A 24,984-nucleotide genomic window follows, 5' to 3' on the forward strand; every position below is an offset into this window, starting at 1 on the left:
CTAATATCTTTCACACGCCCACTTTTAACTTACTGATTACCGAACAGGATTTCATATGTTGCATTGGCGATTGCTATGTCACACTGTGCCCAGAATCTGTGATACCTGAACTCCGGTGCCTGCCCGGCATTGTATGCTGAAACCAGCTTCTGCCAGTCAGGATCCTGTTTGTACTTGCTCCTTATGTCTATAAACTTCACTCCACTCTTTATTACATCCCCGTTCGGCATCTTCCCTGTCCAGCCCGCTGGAATGTATACCTCTTGCTCAAAGAACCTCTTGTAATCCCCTCTCTTCTCGGGTGCCGACAAACCTTTGTCATCCCTGTATAAGTTCCACATCCTGTCAAGCAGCTCTTTCGCCAAATTCTTCGCTGCTTCATCAAATACTCCGTACTTCTTCGTCGCCGCACTGTAGTACAAAAGCGCATTCGCAAGTGATGCAGTTATTCCTAAATCTGTTCCATAATCCACTACCTTCACATGCAGATTTGGATTGCCCGTATATGTCCCATTCCATGTATCCGGCTGACCGCTCCAGTCAAGTGTCGACGGTATCGCAAATGTACCATCACTGTTAAGCTTCACTACACTCTTTACCCAGCTTACCCACTTCTCAAGCAATGCTCCTGCATCCCTGTCTCCTGTTACATAGTAGTACTCTGCTACCCTCTGCATCGACCATGCCTGGAATCCAAACCATGTGTTGCTGCCAGGATCATGGTATACCGGGTTCGGCTCATATGCCATACCATAAAATGTCGCTGTCCCTGCCGGATACTTCTCATATCTACCATTCCATGAATTGGTCGCTCCGCCTGCTATCGCTCCCTCAGCTGATTGCAGCCATCTGTAAAATTCTACCTGCCTCTTCAAGCTCTTCGCCCAGTCATTCGCCCCGTTCGGTGACTTCGGCTTAATATCACTATCATTAGCCAACACCCATGCTGCCATCGGATTTTGATATCCAAAGTGCGCATGGCTACAACCTATCTTCCACGACCATGTCCCGTCAAGAGCTCCTCCCCATGCATAGTACCATGACAGCAGATAGTGCGCACTTCCATATCCTGTTGCACCAGCTGCGTACTTGTCCTGGCACCCCAATGGCTTGAAATACTTGTCAAACATCGCATACCTCAAATAGTCGCCCATCTTCGCTGCCTTCGCTACATAGCTGCTTATCTCATTGAGCTTGCCCTGTTGCTTTGCCCATTCCTTCGCCCAGTATGTCGCCTGTATTGCCCTCGCATCTGCATCCGGTGCATTAGTATATCTCCATTGCTTCGCATAATTCTGATCCTTGATAAACAGATCCAAAAATCCATTCGGTCCGCCCCACTTAAATGTCTCCCAGCTCGGATGTGGCACTGTCTCCCATACAGACTCCTCCGGCCCTCTCTGGAACGTGTTGATAAATGATGCTCTGCTTACTCCATCTCCTCTCCTGCCATATCCATACCAGTTGTCTACGTCCATCAACCAGTGCATCCCATACATCATCTGTGTACCATATGTGTTAACCAGCTCACTGTGCAAAGGATCCTGCCCAACCGGTACGTCAAACTCAAGCGGTGATGGATACTTGTCCGGTGTCTCCCATTCTCCTGCATATGTCGCTGGCTTGCTCGGATTGTATCCTCCCATCGGCTGATCCTCTGCTGATGGTATCATATACTTCTCAAGCGTATCCCATGCCGTCTTGAACTTGCTCCAGTCACCTGTCAACTTCCCATATACCGCCTCAAGCCATACATAGTACGAAAATGCTTCACTTGTCGTCAAATGTCCATAATCAGGTGCCTCACATATCAATGTCTCCACTGAATGATATGGTATCCCGTCCTGGTTAAAATAGCCGTTTGCCGGATCATGTATCTTGTTCCACAACCACATAAACCTCTGCCCGTATACACCAAGTCCACTGCTCGATGTCGGTGTCGGAGTAGGTGTTGGGGTAGTTGTTGCTGTCGGCGTCGGTGTCGGGGTTGGTGTGATTGTAGGTGTCGGAGTAGGAGTTGCCGTCGGCGTCGGCGCCGGTGTCGGTGTCACTCCACCCGCCGGCTTTGTACCCCTGCTCGGCTCTTTACCCCATACTATCGCATCATCTATATACCCTGTTACCTTCTCGTTCTCTATATAGCTCGTCACACTTCTTACCGAATAGTCATTTGACTGATTGTAGCTGCCACTGCTCTTCTGTATGCTTAGCCTTATCTCCTTCGTGCTCTGACCTGCTGCCAAAACACCTGCTCCACTCTTAAACCCTATCTCTACATAATAGTCCGCTCCGCCTACATTCGCCCCAAGCTTCACAAACTTCACATCTATATATGCAGGATTTATGCTGCTTGCTACACTTACACTCTGTGTCGCCTCTCCATCTATCGTGTACCAGTATCTTACCTTAACCCTGCTAAGATCTACCGCCGTCGTCCCTACATTCTCTATCTTTATCTTCGGATTCAATACATTCGTCGTGCTGCTCAAATTACCATTCGCATACCATACCTTGATCTGGGCGTTCCTGCTCGGCTCTTTGCCCCATACAAGTACATCATCTATATACCCTGTTACCTTCTCGTTCTCTATATAGCTATTTGCACTCCTTACCGAATAGTCATTCGACTGATTGTAGCTGCCGCTGCCCTTCTGTATGCTTAGCCTTATCTCCTTCGTGCTCTGACCCGCTGCCAAAACACCTGCTCCACTCTTAAAACCTACCTCTACATAATAGTCCGCTCCGCCTGCATTCGCCCTAAGCTTCACAAACTTCACATCTATATATGCAGGATTTATGCTGCTTGCTACACTTACATTCTGCGTCGCCTCTCCATCTATCGTGTACCAGTATCTTACCTTAACCCTGCTAAGATCTACCGCCGTCGTCCCTACATTCTCTATCTTTATCTTCGGATTCAATACATTCGTCGTACTACTCAAATTACCATTCGCATACCATACCTTCAGCGCACCGTAACTCTCACTCGGTGTCCAGTAACTCCCACCTGCCGGTGATGCCGTCGGTGCTGGTGTTGGCATTACACTCACTGTCGGTGTCGGGGTCGGCGTTGGTGTGGATGTCGGCCTTGGCGTTGCTGTCGCTGTAGGTGTAGGTGTTGGAGTTGGTGTCGATGTTACTGTCGGCGTTGGCGTTGGTGTTGCTGTGCTTGTCGGTGCAGGTGTCGCTCCTCCCGGCTCCTGCCCCCATACCAGAACTCCATCTACATACAGCGTTACCTTCGTATTTTCTCCATAATTCGTCATGCTCTGCATCCATGACCAGTCGTCTGCCTGATTGTAATTGCTCCAGTCATTCTTGTTAAACCTTACCTGTATATCCCCTGTGTCCTTTCCAGGCTGCAGCTGCCCAGCTCCACTGCTAAACCCTACCTCCAAGTAATAATCCGCTCCACTCACAGCGCTGCTCAGCTTCACAAACTTGAATGTCACATTGCTTGCTCCTATCTGTGCCCAGTCACATACCGCACTCTGCGGCTTGTCACCATCCACCGTGTACCAGTATCTTATCTTAACCCTGCTAAGATCAACACTGCTGCTGCCTCCATTCACTATCTTAAACCATGGCCTTATTGATGCCGCACTCGCACTCGTCTCATTGTTCTTGTACAGTACCTTCAATCCACTTCCTGTACCAGGCGCACCCGTCGGTGTAGGGGTTGGTGTCGGTGTTGCTGTGGATGTCGGCCTTGGCGTTGCTGTCGTTGTAGGAGTTGGGGTAACTGTTGATGTTGGGCTTGGAGATGCACTTGCACCCGCTGCCTCAATCACCGACCAGTACGCCGGCTTTGCACTGTAATCCTCAAAGAACAACAGCGGCCAATCCCTCTTGCTGGATGAGTTCAGCCATGAATAATCATCCTTCAAACCCCAGAATGTAACACATGTTACAATACCTTTGTATTTCCTCAGCATTGTAAATATGTCTTTATACTTCTGTGCCTGCTTCTGAAGCAAATCCTGAGGTGGTGTTGAATAATTCTCATTTGATCCATAGTTGTATAAACTCATGTCAAGCTCTGTTATGTGAATCTCAATCCCAGGTATCGAACTGAACAACTTTATACTGTTCTCTATCTCGCTCACCGATGGCCAGTTCACATTTATATGGCTCTGCATCCCTATACCATGAATCGGCACACCCTTGGATTTTAAATTCTTTACCATGTTGTAAATGAAATCTCTCTTCTTCGATATCTCTGTATTATAGTCGTTATAAAACAGCTTCGCATTCGGATCGGCTTCATGCGCCCATATGAATGCCTTCTCTATATACTCCGGACCACAGATTTGATACCATGTCGAGCGTCTGTATCCATCAGGCTGGTTCTCATCTATAGCCTCATTTACAACATCCCATGCATATACCTTACCCTTATACCTACCAACAACATCATAAATGTATTGCTTCAGCCTCGCTAACAGTGCATCTTTCGATAACATCTGCCCACTGCTGTTTCTAAAAAACCAATCAGGTGTTTGATTGTGCCATACCAGTGTATGCCCTCTAATCCCTATATTGTTCGTGTTTGCAAAGTTAACAAACGTATCAGCTGTGCTAAATCTGTAACTCAATCCAGTGCTTGTCTGCCCTGCCAATAAACTTTCAGGCTTCATCTCATTCTCTGCTGTAATACTGTTAAAATGCTTCAATACCATTCGCTTGTCCGTATCATTGCTCAAACATCTCGCAGGTATCGCTACTCCTATCTTAAAATCATTCTTATAACTCTCGCATAAACTCGGTATACTCCAGTCAGGTGCAGCTTCGGTCTTTACAGGAAAATAACTCATTGATCCCACTAAGCTTATGCTCATAATAAACACTGCCAGTATGAGCCGGGAAACAAACCTTAAAACTCTCTTTTTCATTTTACTAACTCCCCTCCCGATTGTTCACTTTTACTTATACATTTTGACTGTTAAAATCCATTATTTTTGTGCTATTTTTCAAACACCCGTATATAGGATTTTAGCGAGGCAGCACACCTTTCCTATAGATGTGCTACCTCGCTAAATTTCTACTTACTCATTACTGATTACCGAACAGGATTTCATATGTTGCATTGGCGATTGCTATGTCACACTGTGCCCAGAATCTGTGATACCTGAACTCCGGTGCCTGCCCGGCATTGTATGCTGAAACCAGCTTCTGCCAGTCAGGATCCTGTTTGTACTTGCTCCTTATGTCTATAAACTTCACTCCACTCTTTATTACATCCCCGTTCGGCATCTTCCCTGTCCAGCCCGCTGGAATGTATACCTCTTGCTCAAAGAACCTCTTGTAATCCCCTCTCTTCTCGGGTGCCGACAAACCTTTGTCATCCCTGTATAAGTTCCACATCCTGTCAAGCAGCTCTTTCGCCAAATTCTTCGCTGCTTCATCAAATACTCCGTACTTCTTCGTCGCCGCACTGTAGTACAAAAGCGCATTCGCAAGTGATGCAGTTATTCCTAAATCTGTTCCATAATCCACTACCTTCACATGCAGATTTGGATTGCCCGTATATGTCCCATTCCATGTATCCGGCTGACCGCTCCAGTCAAGTGTCGACGGTATCGCAAATGTACCATCACTGTTAAGCTTCACTACACTCTTTACCCAGCTTACCCACTTCTCAAGCAATGCTCCTGCATCCCTGTCTCCTGTTACATAGTAGTACTCTGCTACCCTCTGCATCGACCATGCCTGGAATCCAAACCATGTGTTGCTGCCAGGATCATGGTATACCGGGTTCGGCTCATATGCCATACCATAAAATGTCGCTGTCCCTGCCGGATACTTCTCATATCTACCATTCCATGAATTGGTCGCTCCGCCTGCTATCGCTCCCTCAGCTGATTGCAGCCATCTGTAAAATTCTACCTGCCTCTTCAAGCTCTTCGCCCAGTCATTCGCCCCGTTCGGTGACTTCGGCTTAATATCACTATCATTAGCCAACACCCATGCTGCCATCGGATTTTGATATCCAAAGTGCGCATGGCTACAACCTATCTTCCACGACCATGTCCCGTCAAGAGCTCCTCCCCATGCATAGTACCATGACAGCAGATAGTGCGCACTTCCATATCCTGTTGCACCAGCTGCGTACTTGTCCTGGCACCCCAATGGCTTGAAATACTTGTCAAACATCGCATACCTCAAATAGTCGCCCATCTTCGCTGCCTTCGCTACATAGCTGCTTATCTCATTGAGCTTGCCCTGTTGCTTTGCCCATTCCTTCGCCCAGTATGTCGCCTGTATTGCCCTCGCATCTGCATCCGGTGCATTAGTATATCTCCATTGCTTCGCATAATTCTGATCCTTGATAAACAGATCCAAAAATCCATTCGGTCCGCCCCACTTAAATGTCTCCCAGCTCGGATGTGGCACTGTCTCCCATACAGACTCCTCCGGCCCTCTCTGGAACGTGTTGATAAATGATGCTCTGCTTACTCCATCTCCTCTCCTGCCATATCCATACCAGTTGTCTACGTCCATCAACCAGTGCATCCCATACATCATCTGTGTACCATATGTGTTAACCAGCTCACTGTGCAAAGGATCCTGCCCAACCGGTACGTCAAACTCAAGCGGTGATGGATACTTGTCCGGTGTCTCCCATTCTCCTGCATATGTCGCTGGCTTGCTCGGATTGTATCCTCCCATCGGCTGATCCTCTGCTGATGGTATCATATACTTCTCAAGCGTATCCCATGCCGTCTTGAACTTGCTCCAGTCACCTGTCAACTTCCCATATACCGCCTCAAGCCATACATAGTACGAAAATGCTTCACTTGTCGTCAAATGTCCATAATCAGGTGCCTCACATATCAATGTCTCCACTGAATGATATGGTATCCCGTCCTGGTTAAAATAGCCGTTTGCCGGATCATGTATCTTGTTCCACAACCACATAAACCTCTGCCCGTATACACCAAGTCCACTGCTCGATGTCGGTGTCGGAGTAGGTGTTGGGGTAGTTGTTGCTGTCGGCGTCGGTGTCGGGGTTGGTGTGATTGTAGGTGTCGGAGTAGGAGTTGCCGTCGGCGTCGGCGCCGGTGTCGGTGTCACTCCACCCGCCGGCTTTGTACCCCTGCTCGGCTCTTTACCCCATACTATCGCATCATCTATATACCCTGTTACCTTCTCGTTCTCTATATAGCTCGTCACACTTCTTACCGAATAGTCATTTGACTGATTGTAGCTGCCACTGCTCTTCTGTATGCTTAGCCTTATCTCCTTCGTGCTCTGACCTGCTGCCAAAACACCTGCTCCACTCTTAAACCCTATCTCTACATAATAGTCCGCTCCGCCTGCATTCGCCCCAAGCTTCACAAACTTCACATCTATATATGCAGGATTTATGCTGCTTGCTACACTTACACTCTGTGTCGCCTCTCCATCTATCGTGTACCAGTATCTTACCTTAACCCTGCTAAGATCTACCGCCGTCGTCCCTACATTCTCTATCTTTATCTTCGGATTCAATACATTCGTCGTGCTGCTCAAATTACCATTCGCATACCATACCTTGATCTGGGCGTTCCTGCTCGGCTCTTTGCCCCATACAAGTACATCATCTATATACCCTGTTACCTTCTCGTTCTCTATATAGCTCGTCACACTTCTTACCGAATAGTCATTCGACTGATTGTAGCTGCCACTGCTCTTCTGTATGCTTAGCCTTATCTCCTTCGTGCTCTGACCCGCTGCCAAAACACCTGCTCCACTCTTAAAACCTACCTCTACATAATAGTCCGCTCCGCCTGCATTCGCCCTAAGCTTCACAAACTTCACATCTATATATGCAGGATTTATGCTGCTTGCTACACTTACACTCTGCGTCGCCTCTCCATCTATCGTGTACCAGTATCTTACCTTAACCCTGCTAAGATCTACCGCCGTCGTCCCTACATTCTCTATCTTTATCTTCGGATTCAATACATTCGTCGTGCTACTCAAATTACCATTTGCATACCATACCTTCAGCGCACCGTAACTCTCACTCGGTGTCCAGTAACTCCCACCTGCCGGTGATGCCGTCGGTGCCGGTGTTGGCATTACACTCACTGTCGGTGTCGGGGTCACTGTCGGTGTAGGTGTAGGTGTTGGAGTTGGTGTTGATGTTACTGTCGGCGTTGGCGTTGGTGTTACTGTGCTTGTCGGTGCAGGTGTCGCTCCTCCCGGCTCCTGCCCCCATACCAGAACTCCATCTACATATAGCGTTACCTTCGCATTTTCTCCATAATTCGTCATGCTCTGCATCCATGACCAGTCGTCTGCCTGGTTGTAATTGCTCCAGTCATTCTTGTTAAACCTTACCTGTATATCCCCTGTGTCCTTTCCAGGCTGCAGCTGCCCAGCTCCACTGCTAAACCCTACCTCCAAGTAATAATCCGCTCCACTCACAGCGCTGCTCAGCTTCACAAAGTTGAATGTCACATTGCTTGCTCCTATCTGTGCCCAGTCACATACCGCACTCTGCGGCTTGTCACCATCCACCGTGTACCAGTATCTTATCTTAACCCTGCTAAGATCAACACTGCTGCTGCCTCCATTCACTATCTTAAACCATGGCCTTATTGATGCCGCACTCGCACTCGTCTCATTGTTCTTGTACAGTACCTTCAATCCACTTCCCGTACCAGGTGCACCCGTCGGTGTCGGGGTCGGTGTCGGAGTTACACTTACTGTTGGTGTCGGGGTTGGCGTTGGTGTTGGGGTAACTGTTGATGTTGGGCTTGGTGTCGGGGTTGAACTGCTGCTACCAATTGCATTCGCTTTAAACCATGCACCCCATTGTGTTGGATTATTAGGATCCCAGTTATTTACCATATCCAAATATCCAACATAGCTTGAGTTTCCACACCATGACCATCCAAATAATCCAATTTTATATTGCTTAGCATACTTTACTATAGAAGCCTCATCAGGATCTCCATCTGTATGATTATGTCCAAATTCGCCTATAACCAATGGTAATCCTCTATCAACAAATGACTTTATATAACTTTCCACCTTATCCGCAGTATTGTATACGCCGTACATATGAATCGAAAATACCAGATTACGCAGTGGATCAGAATTGTATATTGCTGTCGCATTGTCTCTCATAGTATAGCTCCAATCCTGTCCCCAGTTCGGCGCATCAACCATTATTGTATGTTTAAACCCTGCATTTCTCAATGCAACTATTGCATTTTTAGTATCATCAACCCATTTCTGGTAATTATTATTGCCATATGGCTCATTTCCTATATTGATTATTACAAAGTCTTCATTACCATCAAGTACACTCTTGATTTCCTTCCAGTACTCTACTGCCTGTGCCAAGGAACATGCTGCTCCATCTTCTCCATAACCAGTTGTGTCGTGCACCTCCAAAACTATAGCCTTAAATCCTAATGTTCGTGATAGCGATATAATGTTTGCTACCTCGTTTGCAGGTATTTTTGTCCATCTATAGCCATTGCTCAGAACAATCCTGACCGAATTTGCACCCCATGAGCGTATGCCTCTCAAAGCTACATCAAGTTTGTCTCTGTACCAGCAATGTGCATGATTTATACCAACTAAATCACTTGTGTCAATTTTCACTACTCCGCCACTCGGAGCTGGTGTCGGTGTCGTAGTAGGAGCTGCCGTTGGTGTTGGCGTTGGTGTTGAATTAGATGTTCCTACATTTACTGAGTAATTTGTTATTTTTACGCTCGCATTCCCATAAAATACTTCAGTGCCTACCTCAACACTTATTACATACTTTGATGCATCCAGCCCTCTCTGCTGGACAAGTGTATTTAAGAATTCCATTATGTCAAAGCTTGCAGAACTAACACCCGATGTTCTTACAAATGAATAAACTTTCCATGTATTATAGCCCTCATACAAATCCCATGTAGCACCTGCTATGTTAAATGTAGCAACTTTACTACCTATCGGGTTAGGTCCACCCCATCTATTTAGCCATATCATTATCTCGTCAGTTGGTGTAGTATTAGAATTTGGCTGACTTGAATTATATAGCCAAATATCATACGCAAAATTTAGACGACTGCTTTCCGCGCCTGTTATTTCATATGCAATAGAAGTATTTATGCTTTTTTTAGATGCTATCTGTACAGGTAATCCTGTTCCTGTCCCACAACCATTTGTCCAGTGCCATCCACATACAATTGATTGATATGCTTTCACTGAGTCAGGGTTTACATTTGCGTAGCTAAAGCTCCATCCCATATCTGCCTGATACGTACTTTCATTATATGAATTAAAGAATATTTTTGACCACCAGCCCGATCCCGCTGAACTCGAACCCCATGTATTGTTGAATAAATAGTATTTGTTGTTTGCAAAATATATTTTTGCGTACTGATCCGATGATTCTTGAGCTACTGAAATGACTCCTGGCGATAGGATCATTGTTATTATAGCCATTACAAAAAGAAAAGATAAAAATCTTTTCATTTTAGGTACTTTGCCCATAATTTAAAATACCCTCCTTCTACTTTTTTTAACCAGTAATTTAACAAATTGCTACCGCAAAGGAGTTTTTTGTACTTTACTCCTTTGCGGTAGCTTTAATTTGATTCTTTTTTAGCGATTACTGATTACCGAACAGGATTTCATATGTTGCATTGGCGATTGCTATGTCACACTGTGCCCAGAATCTGTGATACCTGAACTCCGGTGCCTGCCCGGCATTGTATGCTGAAACCAGCTTCTGCCAGTCAGGATCCTGTTTGTACTTGCTCCTTATGTCTATAAACTTCACTCCACTCTTTATTACATCCCCGTTCGGCATCTTCCCTGTCCAGCCCGCTGGAATGTATACCTCTTGCTCAAAGAACCTCTTGTAATCCCCTCTCTTCTCGGGTGCCGACAAACCTTTGTCATCCCTGTATAAGTTCCACATCCTGTCAAGCAGCTCTTTCGCCAAATTCTTCGCTGCTTCATCAAATACTCCGTACTTCTTCGTCGCCGCACTGTAGTACAAAAGCGCATTCGCAAGTGATGCAGTTATTCCTAAATCTGTTCCATAATCCACTACCTTCACATGCAGATTTGGATTGCCCGTATATGTCCCATTCCATGTATCCGGCTGGCCGCTCCAGTCAAGTGTCGACGGTATCGCAAATGTACCATCACTGTTAAGCTTCACTACACTCTTTACCCAGCTTACCCACTTCTCAAGCAATGCTCCTGCATCCCTGTCTCCTGTTACATAGTAGTACTCTGCTACCCTCTGCATCGACCATGCCTGGAATCCAAACCATGTGTTGCTGCCAGGATCATGGTATACCGGGTTCGGCTCATATGCCATACCATAAAATGTCGCTGTCCCTGCCGGATACTTCTCATATCTACCATTCCATGAATTGGTCGCTCCGCCTGCTATCGCTCCCTCAGCTGATTGCAGCCATCTGTAAAATTCTACCTGCCTCTTCAAGCTCTTCGCCCAGTCATTCGCCCCGTTCGGTGACTTCGGCTTCATATCACTATCATTAGCCAACACCCATGCTGCCATCGGATTTTGATATCCAAAGTGCGCATGGCTACAACCTATCTTCCACGACCATGTCCCGTCAAGAGCTCCACCCCATGCATAGTACCATGACAGCAGATAGTGCGCACTTCCATATCCTGTTGCACCAGCTGCGTACTTGTCCTGGCACCCCAATGGCTTGAAATACTTGTCAAACATCGCATACCTCAAATAGTCGCCCATCTTCGCTGCCTTCGCTACATAGCTGCTTATCTCATTGAGCTTGCCCTGTTGCTTTGCCCATTCCTTCGCCCAGTATGTCGCCTGTATTGCCCTCGCATCTGCATCCGGTGCATTAGTATATCTCCATTGCTTCGCATAATTCTGATCCTTGATAAACAGATCCAAAAATCCATTCGGTCCGCCCCACTTAAATGTCTCCCAGCTCGGATGTGGCACTGTCTCCCATACAGACTCCTCCGGCCCTCTCTGGAACGTGTTGATAAATGATGCTCTGCTTACTCCATCTCCTCTCCTGCCATATCCATACCAGTTGTCTACGTCCATCAACCAGTGCATCCCATACATCATCTGTGTACCATATGTGTTAACCAGCTCACTGTGCAAAGGATCCTGCCCAACCGGTACGTCAAACTCAAGCGGTGATGGATACTTGTCCGGTGTCTCCCATTCTCCTGCATATGTCGCTGGCTTGCTCGGATTGTATCCTCCCATCGGCTGATCCTCTGCTGATGGTATCATATACTTCTCAAGCGTATCCCATGCCGTCTTGAACTTGCTCCAGTCACCTGTCAACTTCCCATATACCGCCTCAAGCCATACATAGTACGAAAATGCTTCACTTGTCGTCAAATGTCCATAATCAGGTGCCTCACATATCAACGTCTCCACTGAATGATATGGTATCCCGTCCTGGTTAAAATAGCCGTTTGCCGGATCATGTATCTTGTTCCACAACCACATAAATCTCTGCCCGTATACACCAAGTCCACTGCTCGATGTCGGTGTCGGAGTAGGTGTTGGGGTAGTTGTTGCTGTCGGCGTCGGTGTCGGGGTTGGTGTAATTGTAGGTGTCGGAGTTGGCGTTGCTGTCGGGGTCGGTGCCGGGGTTGGTGTCACTCCACCCGCCGGCTTTGTACCCCTGCTCGGCTCTTTGCCCCATACTATCGCATCATCTATATACCCTGTTACCTTCTCGTTCTCTATATAGCTCGTCACACTTCTTACCGAATAGTCATTTGACTGATTGTAGCTGCCACTGCTCTTCTGTATGCTTAGCCTTATCTCCTTCGTGCTCTGACCCGCTGCCAAAACACCTGCTCCACTCTTAAAACCTACCTCTACATAATAGTCCGCTCCGCCTGCATTCGCCCCAAGCTTCACAAACTTCACATCTATATATGCAGGATTTATGCTGCTTGCTACACTTACACTCTGCGTCGCCTCTCCATCTATCGTGTACCAGTATCTTACCTTAACCCTGCTAAGATCTACCGCCGTCGTCCCTACATTCTCTATCTTTATCTTCGGATTCAATACATTCGTCGTACTACTCAAATTACCATTCGCATACCATACCTTGATCTGGGCGTTCCTGCTCGGCTCTTTGCCCCATACAAGTACATCATCTATATACCCTGTTACCTTCTCGTTCTCTATATAGCTCGTCACACTCCTTACCGAATAGTCATTCGACTGATTGTAGCTGCCGCTGCCCTTCTGTATGCTTAGCCTTATCTCCTTCGTGCTCTGACCCGCTGCCAAAACACCTGCTCCACTCTTAAAACCTACCTCTACATAATAGTCCGCTCCGCCTGCATTCGCCCTAAGCTTCACAAACTTCACATCTATATATGCAGGATTTATGCTGCTTGCTACACTTACATTCTGCGTCGCCTCTCCATCTATCGTGTACCAGTATCTTACCTTAACCCTGCTAAGATCTACCGCCGTCGTCCCTACATTCTCTATCTTTATCTTCGGATTCAATACATTCGTCGTACTACTCAAATTACCATTCGCATACCATACCTTCAGCGCACCGTAACTCTCACTCGGTGTCCAGTAACTCCCACCTGCCGGTGATGCCGTCGGTGCTGGTGTTGGCATTACACTCACTGTCGGTGTCGGGGTCGGCGTTGGTGTGGATGTCGGCCTTGGCGTTGCTGTCGCTGTAGGTGTAGGTGTTGGAGTTGGTGTCGATGTTACTGTCGGCGTTGGCGTTGGTGTTGCTGTGCTTGTCGGTGCAGGTGTCGCTCCTCCCGGCTCCTGCCCCCATACCAGAACTCCATCTACATACAGCGTTACCTTCGTATTTTCTCCATAATTCGTCATGCTCTGCATCCATGACCAGTCGTCTGCCTGATTGTAATTGCTCCAGTCATTCTTGTTAAACCTTACCTGTATATCCCCTGTGTCCTTTCCAGGCTGCAGCTGCCCAGCTCCACTGCTAAACCCTACCTCCAAGTAATAATCCGCTCCACTCACAGCGCTGCTCAGCTTCACAAACTTGAATGTCACATTGCTTGCTCCTATCTGTGCCCAGTCACATACCGCACTCTGCGGCTTGTCACCATCCACCGTGTACCAGTATCTTATCTTAACCCTGCTAAGATCAACACTGCTGCTGCCTCCATTCACTATCTTAAACCATGGCCTTATTGATGCCGCACTCGCACTCGTCTCATTGTTCTTGTACAGTACCTTCAATCCACTTCCCGTACCAGGTGCACCCGTCGGTGTCGGGGTCGGTGTCGGAGTTACACTTACTGTTGGTGTCGGGGTCGCGGTTGGCGTTGGTGTTGGGGTAACTGTCACCGTCGGTGTTGGGGTCGGAGTTGGTGTTGCTGTTGCTGTTGGTGCAGGTGTGGATGTTGCAGCACCCGGCTCTAAACCCCATACCTTAACATCTCCATCATAAAGTGCAATATACTTGGTTTTTACAACCTGACCCGATGTTACACTTCTTATATCCTGATATGAAAAGTCATTGCTGGAATCCCATGTAACATTTTGTGGATATGCCATTCTAAATTGAACTTCTTTCTTGTACTTGTCCTGCCCACCAGGATAAATCAGTGTTCCCGTAAAGTCAACCAGAACATAGTAAATATTCTTGCTTGCATCCCATACATATGGTCCGCTGACCTTTGCACCCTGATTGTAGCTTGTGCTAAGAGTTACATTGCTTGCACTGTATCCAGCCTTAATTAGCTCACTCAAATCTACGAAATATCTGAATTTAAGTTTGTCTGTTGCTCTTGCCGGCCAACCACTCTGATTGTTAACAACAGCCTTTATCTCAAGGAAGTTAGTTCCACTTGCATTAACTCCTGCTTCTACAAAGAATTCGTCATTTGTTGGCGTCTCTATTGCTTTGAAATCAGGAATAGGATTGCCACCATACAATAGATACATCTTTGCAAGCGCACCAACAAAGCCTGCGTTGTAGTCACATGCCACCTCATTGTTAACATAATTGCTAATGTCATCTGTATAACTGTCATCAGAACCAGGTCCACCTACCAAAGCACCATATAGAGTATGTCTATGGTATGATGGAATGCTCATGCTATCCGCCCATGAGCTATGCGCAGTTCTATGATGTGGTCTCTTTGGCGGATTTGTGCCAAATCCAACTACAAAGCTTCTTCCAGCAGAACCCAGTGCATAATCTATTTGACTTTCTCCAAATTTTCTATAAGTATCCTTTTTACTTGCTGGACAGCCACTCCAGTCACTGTATACAAACGCCAGAAATGCCTGTGTTGTGGCATATCTCAATGAACCCCACTGATCCAACCATGCCAATCCCTTAGGTGTATATCTTATCCTCTGCCCGTTGTAGCCTGTTGTCCAGTAGTCCAGATTGCTCTCAATTATCTGTTTATAAGTATCTTTGCCTGTTATTTTTGCCAGTAAAAGCGCAGCTCCATTGTGCACATCATCCCAGCAGTGTGCCCACTTGTAATCTACAGTGGTGCTACCTTGTAATTTAGGCCAATTTTGAACATATGACTCAGCTTTACTTAAATATGTGCTATCATTTGTTGCTAAATACAGCCATGCGCCTGCCCACGAAAGTTCATCATAAAATCCGCTCCATGAGTTATAATATCCATTTGCAGCAGTATACCCAGCATCACTCTTTGTTACTTCTGCAAATTCATATAAATCTTTTGCATGTTGCAAATATGTTGCAGCCTTCGTTGGGTTGGTATCCCTTAAAACTATTGACGCTGCCGCCAGTGATGCCGCTGTTTCAGCAACCACTGCTGAACCAGGACTGCTCTGTGTCACTTTGAATGAAGGTCTTTCCATCTGCATTACTTCAGCCGGTCCCCACCACGCATGATCTTTACTACCATCACCAACTTGATAGTAGTAAACATATTTGCTTGGATGACATTTTACAAAATAGTCGTTTGCCCATTCAATCTGTTTCAATATCCAGTCCAATTGTCCGCTTTTAACAAATGCATCTTTGTATTCATATACTGCCCACGACAACATTGCTGCTGTGTATGACATTGGCAAATTAAACTTAACATGATCACCAGCATCATACCAGCCACCTGTTAAATCAAGTCCATTGTCTTGCCCATCTTTAAGTCCAGAGTCACCACGCCAGTTGTTTCTTATCCAGCTTGGCAGTTTACCTGACATCTGGAATTCATAGAACATTATAGCCTTTTGCAAAGCTTCACCATAATTGTAGGCACCCGCCTGTGCCTTCTGCAATGGCATAACGCCCGTAAACATAACCAGAATAAAAATGAGCGCTACCACCATCGCACTTACTTTTCTGAAACGTCTCATTTGATTTAAACCTCCTCTACTAATGTATATTTTATTTTCAATTTTATTATAATATCCAAAAGCACGCAAGTTCAATTGAATTTTTTTGTTTATATTGTTTGCTTTTTTGTAGGGATTAACACTATTATAAAGTGCTTATTTTTCTTAAAATTGCTATAATTAAAGTATCATTTACTTAATTACATATCATTTGGAACTGTTTTTGTGTATTTTTTTGATATTCAATGTCAATAAAATGCAACTTCATCGTTTCAAAAAATAAACACGTACAAATCATATAGAAAATTTACATTACAAATGTCATTTATTGCACATAACAAATTTTCTTTGTCTTATTAATTATAAAAATTTTTAACATTTTGTTTAATATTTTGTCTGCAAAATTTTATAACTCAACTTTTTCAGTTAGGATTTTATATTTGTCATAATCTCCTGACACTATTCTTTATCCTCATCAATCTTGACAACTTGCTTCTCTTCAATTAACATGTTTGATATAAAATTGTGTTGCATAAAAGAAACAGTTAATTTTCATTGCAATGCAAACCGATTTTGAAAACTGAATATTTTCGATAGGCTGCTTTACCATCAAGCAGGTGCCACATATGTGGCTTAATAGGGAAAGCGGTGAAAATCCGCTGCAGCCCCCGCTACTGTGAGCAGTGACATGCCCTTAAATTAAACGCCACTGGAAAGTCTGGTTCTGCAAAAATCAATTAATGCTTGCAGGGCTTGCTTTCCGGGAAGGTAAAAGGGCTATGGATGACCTGCGAGCCAGGAGACCTGCCTGCTTGAGATGCCTTGCACTGTCTTCGGTGGGAAGCACAGTCAGGGTGGTAAAGACCGCTTACAAAAAAGAAGGGTTATTCTGCCCCTTTGCCCTGTAAAAGTAGCTTCTTTTCTTTTTGTATAAACTTGCAATTACAGGGTTTAAAAAAGCAAAATAAAGAGGTCTTTACTGCCTTGATTTATGTTAAATTTTTCTTAAAATGGCGGTAAAGACCTTTTGTTTTTTGTTTATCCTCTACAAGGCAAAATTTTTGCAAGGAGGTTGAAGTTTGATATGATTTCAGTGGTTGGTTTTCCAAGGATAGGTGAAAACAGAGAACTTAAAAAGTGGGTAGAAAGCTATCTTGATAAAAAGCTTTCAAAAGAACAGCTCATTCAAAATTCAAAAGAACTAAAAAAGAAACACTGGCAGATTCAAAAAGAGCATGGCATTGATTTGATTCCATCAAATGATTTTTCATTCTACGATACCTTTCTGGATCATGCAATGCTTGTAAATGCAATCCCTGCCGGGTACAAAAATCTTGGCAAAGAAGAGCTTGACACTTATTTTGCCTTGGCTAAAGGTTATCAGACACAAAATCTTGATTTAAAAGCACTTCCTATGAAAAAGTGGTTTTTTACAAACTATCACTACATTGTGCCAGAGATAACTTCTGATACCGAATTTAAACTTTCTTCAACAAAGCCTTTTGATGAGTTTGAAGAAGCACTTTCAATCGGAATTAAAACAAAACCTGTTATAATCGGTGCACTGACCTTCTTAAAACTTGCAAAGAAAATAGATGTTAGTATTTATGAAAAAGCTTTCTGGGTGAATCTTCTTTCTGTTTATATTCAAATACTGGACAGGTTTAAAACTCTTGGTGCTGAGTTTATCCAGATTGATGAACCGGTACTTGTGACAGATCTGACTCAAGCAGATATTGAGCTTTTTGATAATTTTTACAGGCAATTGCTTTCTCAAAAAGGCAATCTCAAAATCATACTTCAGACCTACTTTGGTGATATCAGAGACATCTATGAAAAACTTTTTACTCTTGATTTTGACGCTATTGGTCTTGACTTTGTGGATGGAAAATATAACCTGGAGCTTATCAAAAAGTTCGGGTATCCCAGAGGCAAGCTTTTAATAGCCGGAATTGTAAATGGAAGAAATGTGTTTAAAAATAGCTACAAAGAAAGTCTTGAGATTCTGAACACTCTCTCAAATTATGTTGACAAAAAGGATATTGTAATTTCAACATCATGCTCTTTGATGTTTGTCCCCTATTCTTTGAAATTTGAAACTCAGCTTGACAGCAGCAAAAAGAAGTATTTAGCCTTTGCAGAAGAAAAGCTAAAAGAGCTTAATGAATTAAACATTCTCTTTAATGATAAAAATTACACCCAGAACAGCTCATATATTTACAACACTCAGCTTTTTGAAGAAATGAAGGCAAATAAGTTCTCAGACATAAACACAGTTGTAAACAATCTCAGGGATGATGACTTTGAAAGAAAACCATGCTTTGAAGAAAGAATCAAAATACAAAAGGATGTTCTAAAGCTTCCAAAACTTCCTACAACCACGATAGGATCTTTTCCACAAACTCCAGATGTGCGAAAAGCAAGAAGCGAACTTAAAAATGGCAGGATAACATTTGAAGAATATGATAAATTTATCAAACAAAAAATTGAAAATGTCATAAAACTTCAGGAAGAAATAGGCTTGGACGTTCTGGTCCACGGTGAATACGAAAGAAACGACATGGTGGAGTTTTTTGGCGAAAACTTGGAAGGATTTATCATCACCAAAAATGGCTGGGTTCAATCTTACGGTACAAGGTGTGTAAAGCCACCAATCATATTTTCAGATATCAAAAGAAAAAGACCAATCACAGTTGAGTATATAAAATACGCACAAAGCCTTACTGCAAAGCCTGTAAAAGGAATTTTAACCGGACCTGTTACAATACTCAACTGGTCGTTTGTACGCGAAGACATACCGCTTAAAGATGTTGCATTTCAGCTTGCACTTGCAATAAAAGAGGAAGTGCTGGATCTTGAAAAAGAAGGAGTGAAGATTATTCAAATTGATGAAGCGGCATTGATTGAAAAGTTACCACTGAGAAAAGCATACCATAAAGATTACTTAGACTGGGCAATAAAAGCCTTCAAACTGACATGTTCCAAAGTAAAGCCTGAAACTCAAATTCATACCCATATGTGTTACAGCAACTTTGATGATCTTTTAGATGAAATTGCAAGGATGGATGTTGACGTCATCACATTCGAGGCTGCAAAGTCAGACTTTACAATTTTGGATAGCATTAAAAAGAGCAACTTGAAGTCTGAAGTGGGTCCCGGGGTGTTTGATGTCCACTCCCCAAGGATTGTGCCAAAAGAAGAAATGAAAGATCTCATTCTAAAGATGATTGAAAAAATTGGACTTGATCGACTGTGGATAAATCCTGACTGTGGTCTTAAGACAAGAAAGGAAGAAGAGGCTTTCCCCACTTTGCATAACATGGTTTTGGCAGCGTGGGAAGTTAGAAATAATTTATAGCAAATTTGGCTCTTCTCCCATAAAAGTAATAAAAGGCTGGGAAAATTTTCAGCATAAAACCCCCAGCCTTCTTTTTTTATGCTTTTCTGTATTTTTTTCTGAACTGATTGGGTGTCATGTTGCAAAGTTTCGTGAAGCACTGAATAAAATAGTCTGTGTCGTTGTACCCAACTGCCTGTGAAATTTCGTATATCTTCATATTAGTGGTCATCAAAAGCTTCTTTGCCTCTTCAATTCGTATCTTTTGCAAATAAGAGTTGAAATACATACCATGATGTTTCTTGAAAAGCTGCCCCAGGTACACAGGATTAAGATAAAACTTCTGCGCAACAGATTTGAGTGTCAAGTTTTTATTGTAGTTTTCCCTAATATACTTTTCAAGCTCGCTCATGATACCATTGGACAGGCTAATTTTCCAATGCTTGAACTTATTGAGTATTCCTTCACAAAACTTAATCATAACTTTTTCTATTTCCTCAACATTTGAAAACTCCAGCTTCAAGCCTGAAAACCACTCTATATAATCTTCCAGATTCAGTCCTATTTTATTAAAATAAGAGCTAATAGATACTACCACAAAGCTCAAATACGTCTTTAAAAAGTCAAGTTGATATCTTTCTTTTTTAATATCTTCCATCATCTCTTTAATTATCTTATGCAGGTCCCGGCTATCCTCTTCAATAGCTAAAATGAGTCTTCTATCATATTCTTTTGAATACAAGATCTCTTTTGAATTTGGCAGGTTATTGCTGTAAAATGTAATTCCTGTATGATTGTAAAAAAGTGAAAAGTTCAAAGAATATGCCGCTTCATAAATGGCCTCATAAAATTGGGTCAATTTTGTAATCTTTCTTGAAAAAGCAAACACAACCTCTTTAGCAAACTCAAGCATATTTTTTATTAACTGATATGCCTTTTTTATATCCTCTTCGGAGGTTGCAAATGTGTAGTACCTGCCTTCAATCTCTGAAAACTCATAAATAAGTCCATCTTTTCCCAGCTGCTCAAAGCACTCTTTAATTCTTGACAGCATATTTTCTATTTTCTCATCAAGAAAAAGGCTCAGCCAGTTAGACATTTCTTTAAAATAGATTATTCCAACATAAATCCCATTTTCTATCTTTATATTGCTGTTTTCTAAAGTTTTTTTAAAACCTTTCTCAAGCTCACTCAGATTTTCGCCTTCTTTTATTAGTTCTCTTCTCTTGAGTTTTGACTTTATTTTAAGGAGTGTGTCAACAAGCTCTTCCTCTTCAATGGGCTTTAATATATAATTTACAACACCGTGCTGGATAGCTTTTTTGGCATACTCAAAATCTGCATAACCACTGATAATTATCACTTCAGGCGGGTTTTTAATCTCCTTTTTAACCTTCTCAATAAGGTCAAGTCCGCCTAAAAGCGGAATTTTTATGTCACTGATGAGCACATCAACCTGCGTATCTTTCAAAAACTCAAAAGCAGAAAGACCATCTTCTGCCTCACCAACTATCTCAAACCCAAGCTCTCTCCAGTCAATCAAGTTTTTGAGCCCTTCTCTCATGAATACCTCATCTTCAACTATCAACACTCTGTATAGCATCTTGAAAGTCCCTCTTAAATGGAATTTTTATCGCAATTTTTAATCCGCCAAATTCACTTTTTAATATGTCAAAACTAAAATCTTTTTCATAAAACAGCTCCAGCCTTCTAAAAACGTTTTTTAGTCCTACACTATTTTTCTTTTCAGATGTAAGTCCTTTTATAGAACGAAGTAGTTCTGTTACCATACCATCCTCTAACCCTTTGCCATTATCCTCAACTGTTATTGCTATCATATCACCTTCTTTGAAAACCTTAATTACTATCTTTCCTTCACCTTTTATATTTTCTATCCCATGAACACATGCGTTCTCAACAAGGGGTTGTATTGTCATCTTGGGTATCTTTATTGACTTTACATCTTCCTGTACGTCAATCTCAAATTTTAGCTTTCCCCCAAATCTGTACTTTTGTATCTCAAGATAATCATAAATAGATGAGATTTCTTCTTCAATTGTTATAAGGTCATTTTCCCATCTTATACTCCTCTTTAGAAGCTTTGCAAGAAGTTTTATGGCATTGGCTGTTTCAAACTCCCTTTTGAGCATACTCCTCATACGGATTGTTTCCAGGGTGTTAAAAAGAAAATGAGGATTTATCTGGCTCTGAAGTGCATTTATCTCTGCCTGTTTCTTCTCAAGCGCCAGTTCTTTTTGCCTCAGCTTGTATTTTATTTCCTTCTCAAGAAGCTCTTTTATCTTCTGTGCCATGATATTGAACTCTTCTATAACCTGACCTATCTCATCTTTGCCTGCTTCAATCTTGATGCTTTCAAATTGTTGCTTTCGTGCCTTTTTGATGTGTTTTGCCAAAAGAGAAAGTCTTAAAACAACAGAGTTTGTTATCAAAAACAATGCAAAAAATGCCAGCATAAAGCACAGGATTACAATTGTAAGGTAAATTCTCTGATGCTTAAAAAGTTCTTTTGAAATCTCGCCGTCATCGGTTGTTATAATGTATCTCCAATTCTGAAAATAGGGAAGCTCTGTTGACAGCTGCCTTTCAAACACAATTGTTTGATTTTTTACTTCTTTCAGAAGGTCATCAAGTTTTCCAACCTGATTGTAATATAGTATGTCACTGAAGTATACTGTGTTTTTTTCATCAGCAATAAATACATGCCCCTGCCTGAAAGTGCTCAAAATACTATTAAGATACACTCTGTTCAAGTCAATTCTAAGAAATTTTTTAATTGTGCTATGCTGATATTTTGGAACATACTGTTCATAAAAATTCAGATTTAGCACAATAGAAACATACGGTTTTTCATTTTCAAGACCGCTTAGCACATAGAGATTTTTCCCACCCTTTTGAAAAAAACTTCTGTATTCATCTGTCAAAAACGCAAGTCCATCAGCATTAAGCAAAGTAGGATTGTCACTATATATGGTTATTTGGTAAACCTGCGGATACAATATTCTTGCATTCTGAAGTATGGGTTTTATGTTTTTTTCATACGCATCATAAAATTCCTCCACAGATAAGTACCGTGTATTTATCGTCTCAATTACCCTTGGATCAGAATATACAGTATACGCAAGATTAATTGCCAGCTCAATAGCCTTTTTAAAATTTGAAATTGTCATACTCGAAGCATTTTCAAGCTGACTGTGGAGTTTATCGTTTATATAATAATCAATCTGCGAAATAAACTGGCTGCTTAAAATCAAAAGCGGAATAAACACAAATACGAAAAATATAGAAAATATCTTTTTAAACAGCGGGATATTGTTCAAAATCCTAACAACTTTGCGCATGATTTCTCTATTATTTTTAAATCTCGAGGATATTGATTTAATTATACCACACATTTTATTATTCTTTTATACTACCAATTGTAAGCCCATGAATAAAATATCTTTGAAGAAATGGATATACAAAAAGTATAGGCAGTGTAGCAACAATTGTCATGGTTGCACGGATAGCAGTTGGCGTAACAGTTCTGCCAGAAGATGTAAGCGATGCAGAAAAGTCAGGGTTTGTTGATGCTGATTGTACAGATTGTAAAATTTTTTGAAGCTCAAACTGCAAGGTTGAAAGCTCTGGCTTGCCAGAATTATATAGGAATGTATCAAACCATGCATTCCACTGACCAACCGCAACCCAAAGTGTCACTGTTGCCAAAACCGGAAGACAGAGTGGCATTATTATCTGGAACAGTATCCTGTACTCGCTTGCTCCATCTATCTTTGCAGATTCAATTAAACTTTGCGGAAGTCCATCAATGTAACTTCTTATGACAATAATATTAAATGCACTTACCATTCCCGGCAAAATATACACCCAGAATGTACCAACAAGATGCAAATTTTTCATCAGTAAATAGGTGGGAATAAGACCACCACTAAAATACATTGTAAATACAATTACTCTTGAAATAAATCTTCTAAATATATAATCCTTTCTGCTAATACCATATGCAACCATTAAGCATGACAAAACATTTGTAAAACTTCCTATAACAGCTCTTAAGACTGAAATCAATGTTGCTTGATAAATGTTGGGATTGCTAAGAATAGTCCTGTAGTTATTCAATGTAAACTTTCTTGGCCAGAGGTATATACCACCTCTTATAGAATCCAGTGCATCATTTAATGAAATAGCAAGAATATTTAAAAAAGGATACAATGTTGCAATCATAACTATTATCATAACGGTATAAACTATTATATCAATTACAATATCCTCAGTTGTCCTGTACTTTACTGCCTTTCCCACTTCGAAAACACCTCTTTTTAAAGATTTTAGAATACCCTTTCACCTTCACCAATCTTAGATGCTATTCTGTTAGCTGTTGTGACAAGAATCAAGCTAACAACAGAGTTAAAAATACCGGCTGCTGTTGCATACGACCATCTGCCACTGCCAATACCATACCTCAAAATGTATGTCTCAAGAATATCTGAATAATCTAAGGTTGATGGTCTTTGCAAAAAGTACATCTGCTCAAATCCAGCATTCAAAATCCAACCAACATTCATTATCAATAGAATCTTTACTGTTGGTAAAATTCCTGGTAATGTTATATGCCATATTTGCTTAAGCCTTCCCGCACCATCTATGCTGGCTGCTTCATAAAGCTGAGGATCAATGTTTGTCATAGCAGCCAGATATATAATTGCATTCCAGCCCATTTCTTTCCATACTTCTGTTGCAGGAGCTATGAACCAGAAATACTGTGGTTCACCAAGGAAGTTTATAGGTTCTTTTATAATGTGGAATTTCACAAGAAGGTCATTTATAATTCCATAATCAGGTGACAAAACTGTATAAATAATGTTTGCAGCAACAACCCATGAAACAAAGTGTGGTAAATACGATACAGTTTGCACCGTTCTTTTAACGAGCATATTTTTTACTTCATTTAAAAGTATTGCAAATGTAATTGAAGACAAAAAGTTAAAAATGAGTTTCAGTGAGCTTATGACAAGTGTATTTCGCAGTGCCTGAAAGAAATACATATCAGAAAACAAATCGGTAAAATTTTTCAGGCCCACCCATTCTGACTGTTGAAAACCCAAATAAGGTTTGTAATCTTTAAATGCCAGAATCCATCCCCATAAAGGAAAATAATTAAAAATCAGCACCATTATAAGAAAAGGAAATGTCAGAACAATCAATTGACGCTGGTTATAAATTGCGTTCCATATACTTTTTTTGGGTGCCATAGAGCTATTTTGCATGTTATTATGCCTCCTATCAGTCAAGTGATAGCAAATCTTTACCATATGCTTTTAAATTAAAT

At 42.3% G+C, this 24,984-nt stretch carries 8 protein-coding genes and 1 riboswitch; of the genes, 1 reads left to right on the top strand and 7 read right to left on the bottom strand.

Annotated elements, in window-relative coordinates; genetic code table 11:
• Positions 1-29: 29 nt before the first annotated feature.
• From OTK00_RS10910 to OTK00_RS10920, 3 genes are all read right to left on the bottom strand, one after another.
• Positions 30-4,892, bottom strand: a complete 4,863-nt coding sequence (locus tag OTK00_RS10910; RefSeq protein ID WP_082054594.1) for a glycoside hydrolase family 48 protein — start codon at positions 4,890-4,892, stop codon at positions 30-32.
• A 160-nt stretch (positions 4,893-5,052) separates the two neighbouring features.
• Positions 5,053-10,482 carry a glycoside hydrolase family 48 protein gene (locus tag OTK00_RS10915; RefSeq protein ID WP_082054593.1) on the bottom strand — a complete coding sequence of 1,810 codons (5,430 nt, stop codon included), beginning with the start codon at positions 10,480-10,482 and terminating at the stop codon, positions 5,053-5,055.
• Positions 10,483-10,600: 118 nt separating this feature from the next.
• Positions 10,601-16,321 (bottom strand): glycoside hydrolase family 48 protein, encoded by a 5,721-nt coding sequence (locus tag OTK00_RS10920; protein ID WP_082054592.1) that lies wholly within the window; start codon positions 16,319-16,321, stop codon positions 10,601-10,603.
• A 577-nt stretch (positions 16,322-16,898) separates the two neighbouring features.
• Positions 16,899-17,126: riboswitch (cobalamin riboswitch) on the top strand.
• A gap of 258 nt (positions 17,127-17,384) precedes the next feature.
• Here OTK00_RS10920 and metE point away from each other — a divergent pair.
• Positions 17,385-19,658: a 5-methyltetrahydropteroyltriglutamate--homocysteine S-methyltransferase gene (gene metE, locus OTK00_RS10925; RefSeq protein WP_045168809.1), complete on the top strand. Its 2,274-nt coding sequence runs from the start codon at positions 17,385-17,387 to the stop codon at positions 19,656-19,658.
• 76 nt (positions 19,659-19,734) lie between these two features.
• Here the strand turns inward: metE and OTK00_RS10930 are convergent, their stop codons facing one another.
• The 4 genes from OTK00_RS10930 to OTK00_RS10945 form a co-directional block, all read right to left on the bottom strand.
• The gene (locus tag OTK00_RS10930; RefSeq protein WP_045168808.1) at positions 19,735-21,240 is read right to left on the bottom strand and encodes a response regulator transcription factor; all 1,506 of its coding nucleotides are present in this window, start codon (positions 21,238-21,240) and stop codon (positions 19,735-19,737) included.
• Positions 21,215-22,996, bottom strand: a complete 1,782-nt coding sequence (locus OTK00_RS10935; RefSeq protein ID WP_045168806.1) for a sensor histidine kinase — start codon at positions 22,994-22,996, stop codon at positions 21,215-21,217. The genes OTK00_RS10930 and OTK00_RS10935 overlap by 26 nt, the downstream gene beginning before the upstream one ends.
• A gap of 58 nt (positions 22,997-23,054) precedes the next feature.
• Entirely contained in the window at positions 23,055-23,891 is an 837-nt protein-coding gene (locus OTK00_RS10940) for a carbohydrate ABC transporter permease (protein ID WP_408612661.1), read from the bottom strand.
• Between the two features lie 92 nt (positions 23,892-23,983).
• The gene (locus OTK00_RS10945) at positions 23,984-24,907 is read right to left on the bottom strand and encodes an ABC transporter permease (RefSeq protein WP_408612585.1); all 924 of its coding nucleotides are present in this window, start codon (positions 24,905-24,907) and stop codon (positions 23,984-23,986) included.
• Between the last annotated feature and the right edge of the window lie 77 nt (positions 24,908-24,984).

Origin of the sequence: Caldicellulosiruptor morganii, assembly GCF_026810225.1 — a bacterium.
Lineage (GTDB): Bacteria > Bacillota > Thermoanaerobacteria > Caldicellulosiruptorales > Caldicellulosiruptoraceae > Caldicellulosiruptor > Caldicellulosiruptor morganii.

Excerpts from the sequence above, each read along its gene's own strand:
- OTK00_RS10910 (WP_082054594.1), bottom strand. The coding sequence starts at position 4,892 with ATGAAAAAGAGAGTTTTAAGGTTTGTTTCCCGGCTCATACTGGCAGTG.
- OTK00_RS10915 (WP_082054593.1), bottom strand. The coding sequence starts at position 10,482 with ATGGGCAAAGTACCTAAAATGAAAAGATTTTTATCTTTTCTTTTTGTA.
- OTK00_RS10920 (WP_082054592.1), bottom strand. The coding sequence starts at position 16,321 with ATGAGACGTTTCAGAAAAGTAAGTGCGATGGTGGTAGCGCTCATTTTT.
- metE (WP_045168809.1), top strand. The coding sequence starts at position 17,385 with ATGATTTCAGTGGTTGGTTTTCCAAGGATAGGTGAAAACAGAGAACTT.
- OTK00_RS10930 (WP_045168808.1), bottom strand. The coding sequence starts at position 21,240 with ATGCTATACAGAGTGTTGATAGTTGAAGATGAGGTATTCATGAGAGAA.
- OTK00_RS10935 (WP_045168806.1), bottom strand. The coding sequence starts at position 22,996 with ATGCGCAAAGTTGTTAGGATTTTGAACAATATCCCGCTGTTTAAAAAG.
- OTK00_RS10940 (WP_408612661.1), bottom strand. The coding sequence starts at position 23,891 with ATGATAATAGTTATGATTGCAACATTGTATCCTTTTTTAAATATTCTT.
- OTK00_RS10945 (WP_408612585.1), bottom strand. The coding sequence starts at position 24,907 with ATGGCACCCAAAAAAAGTATATGGAACGCAATTTATAACCAGCGTCAA.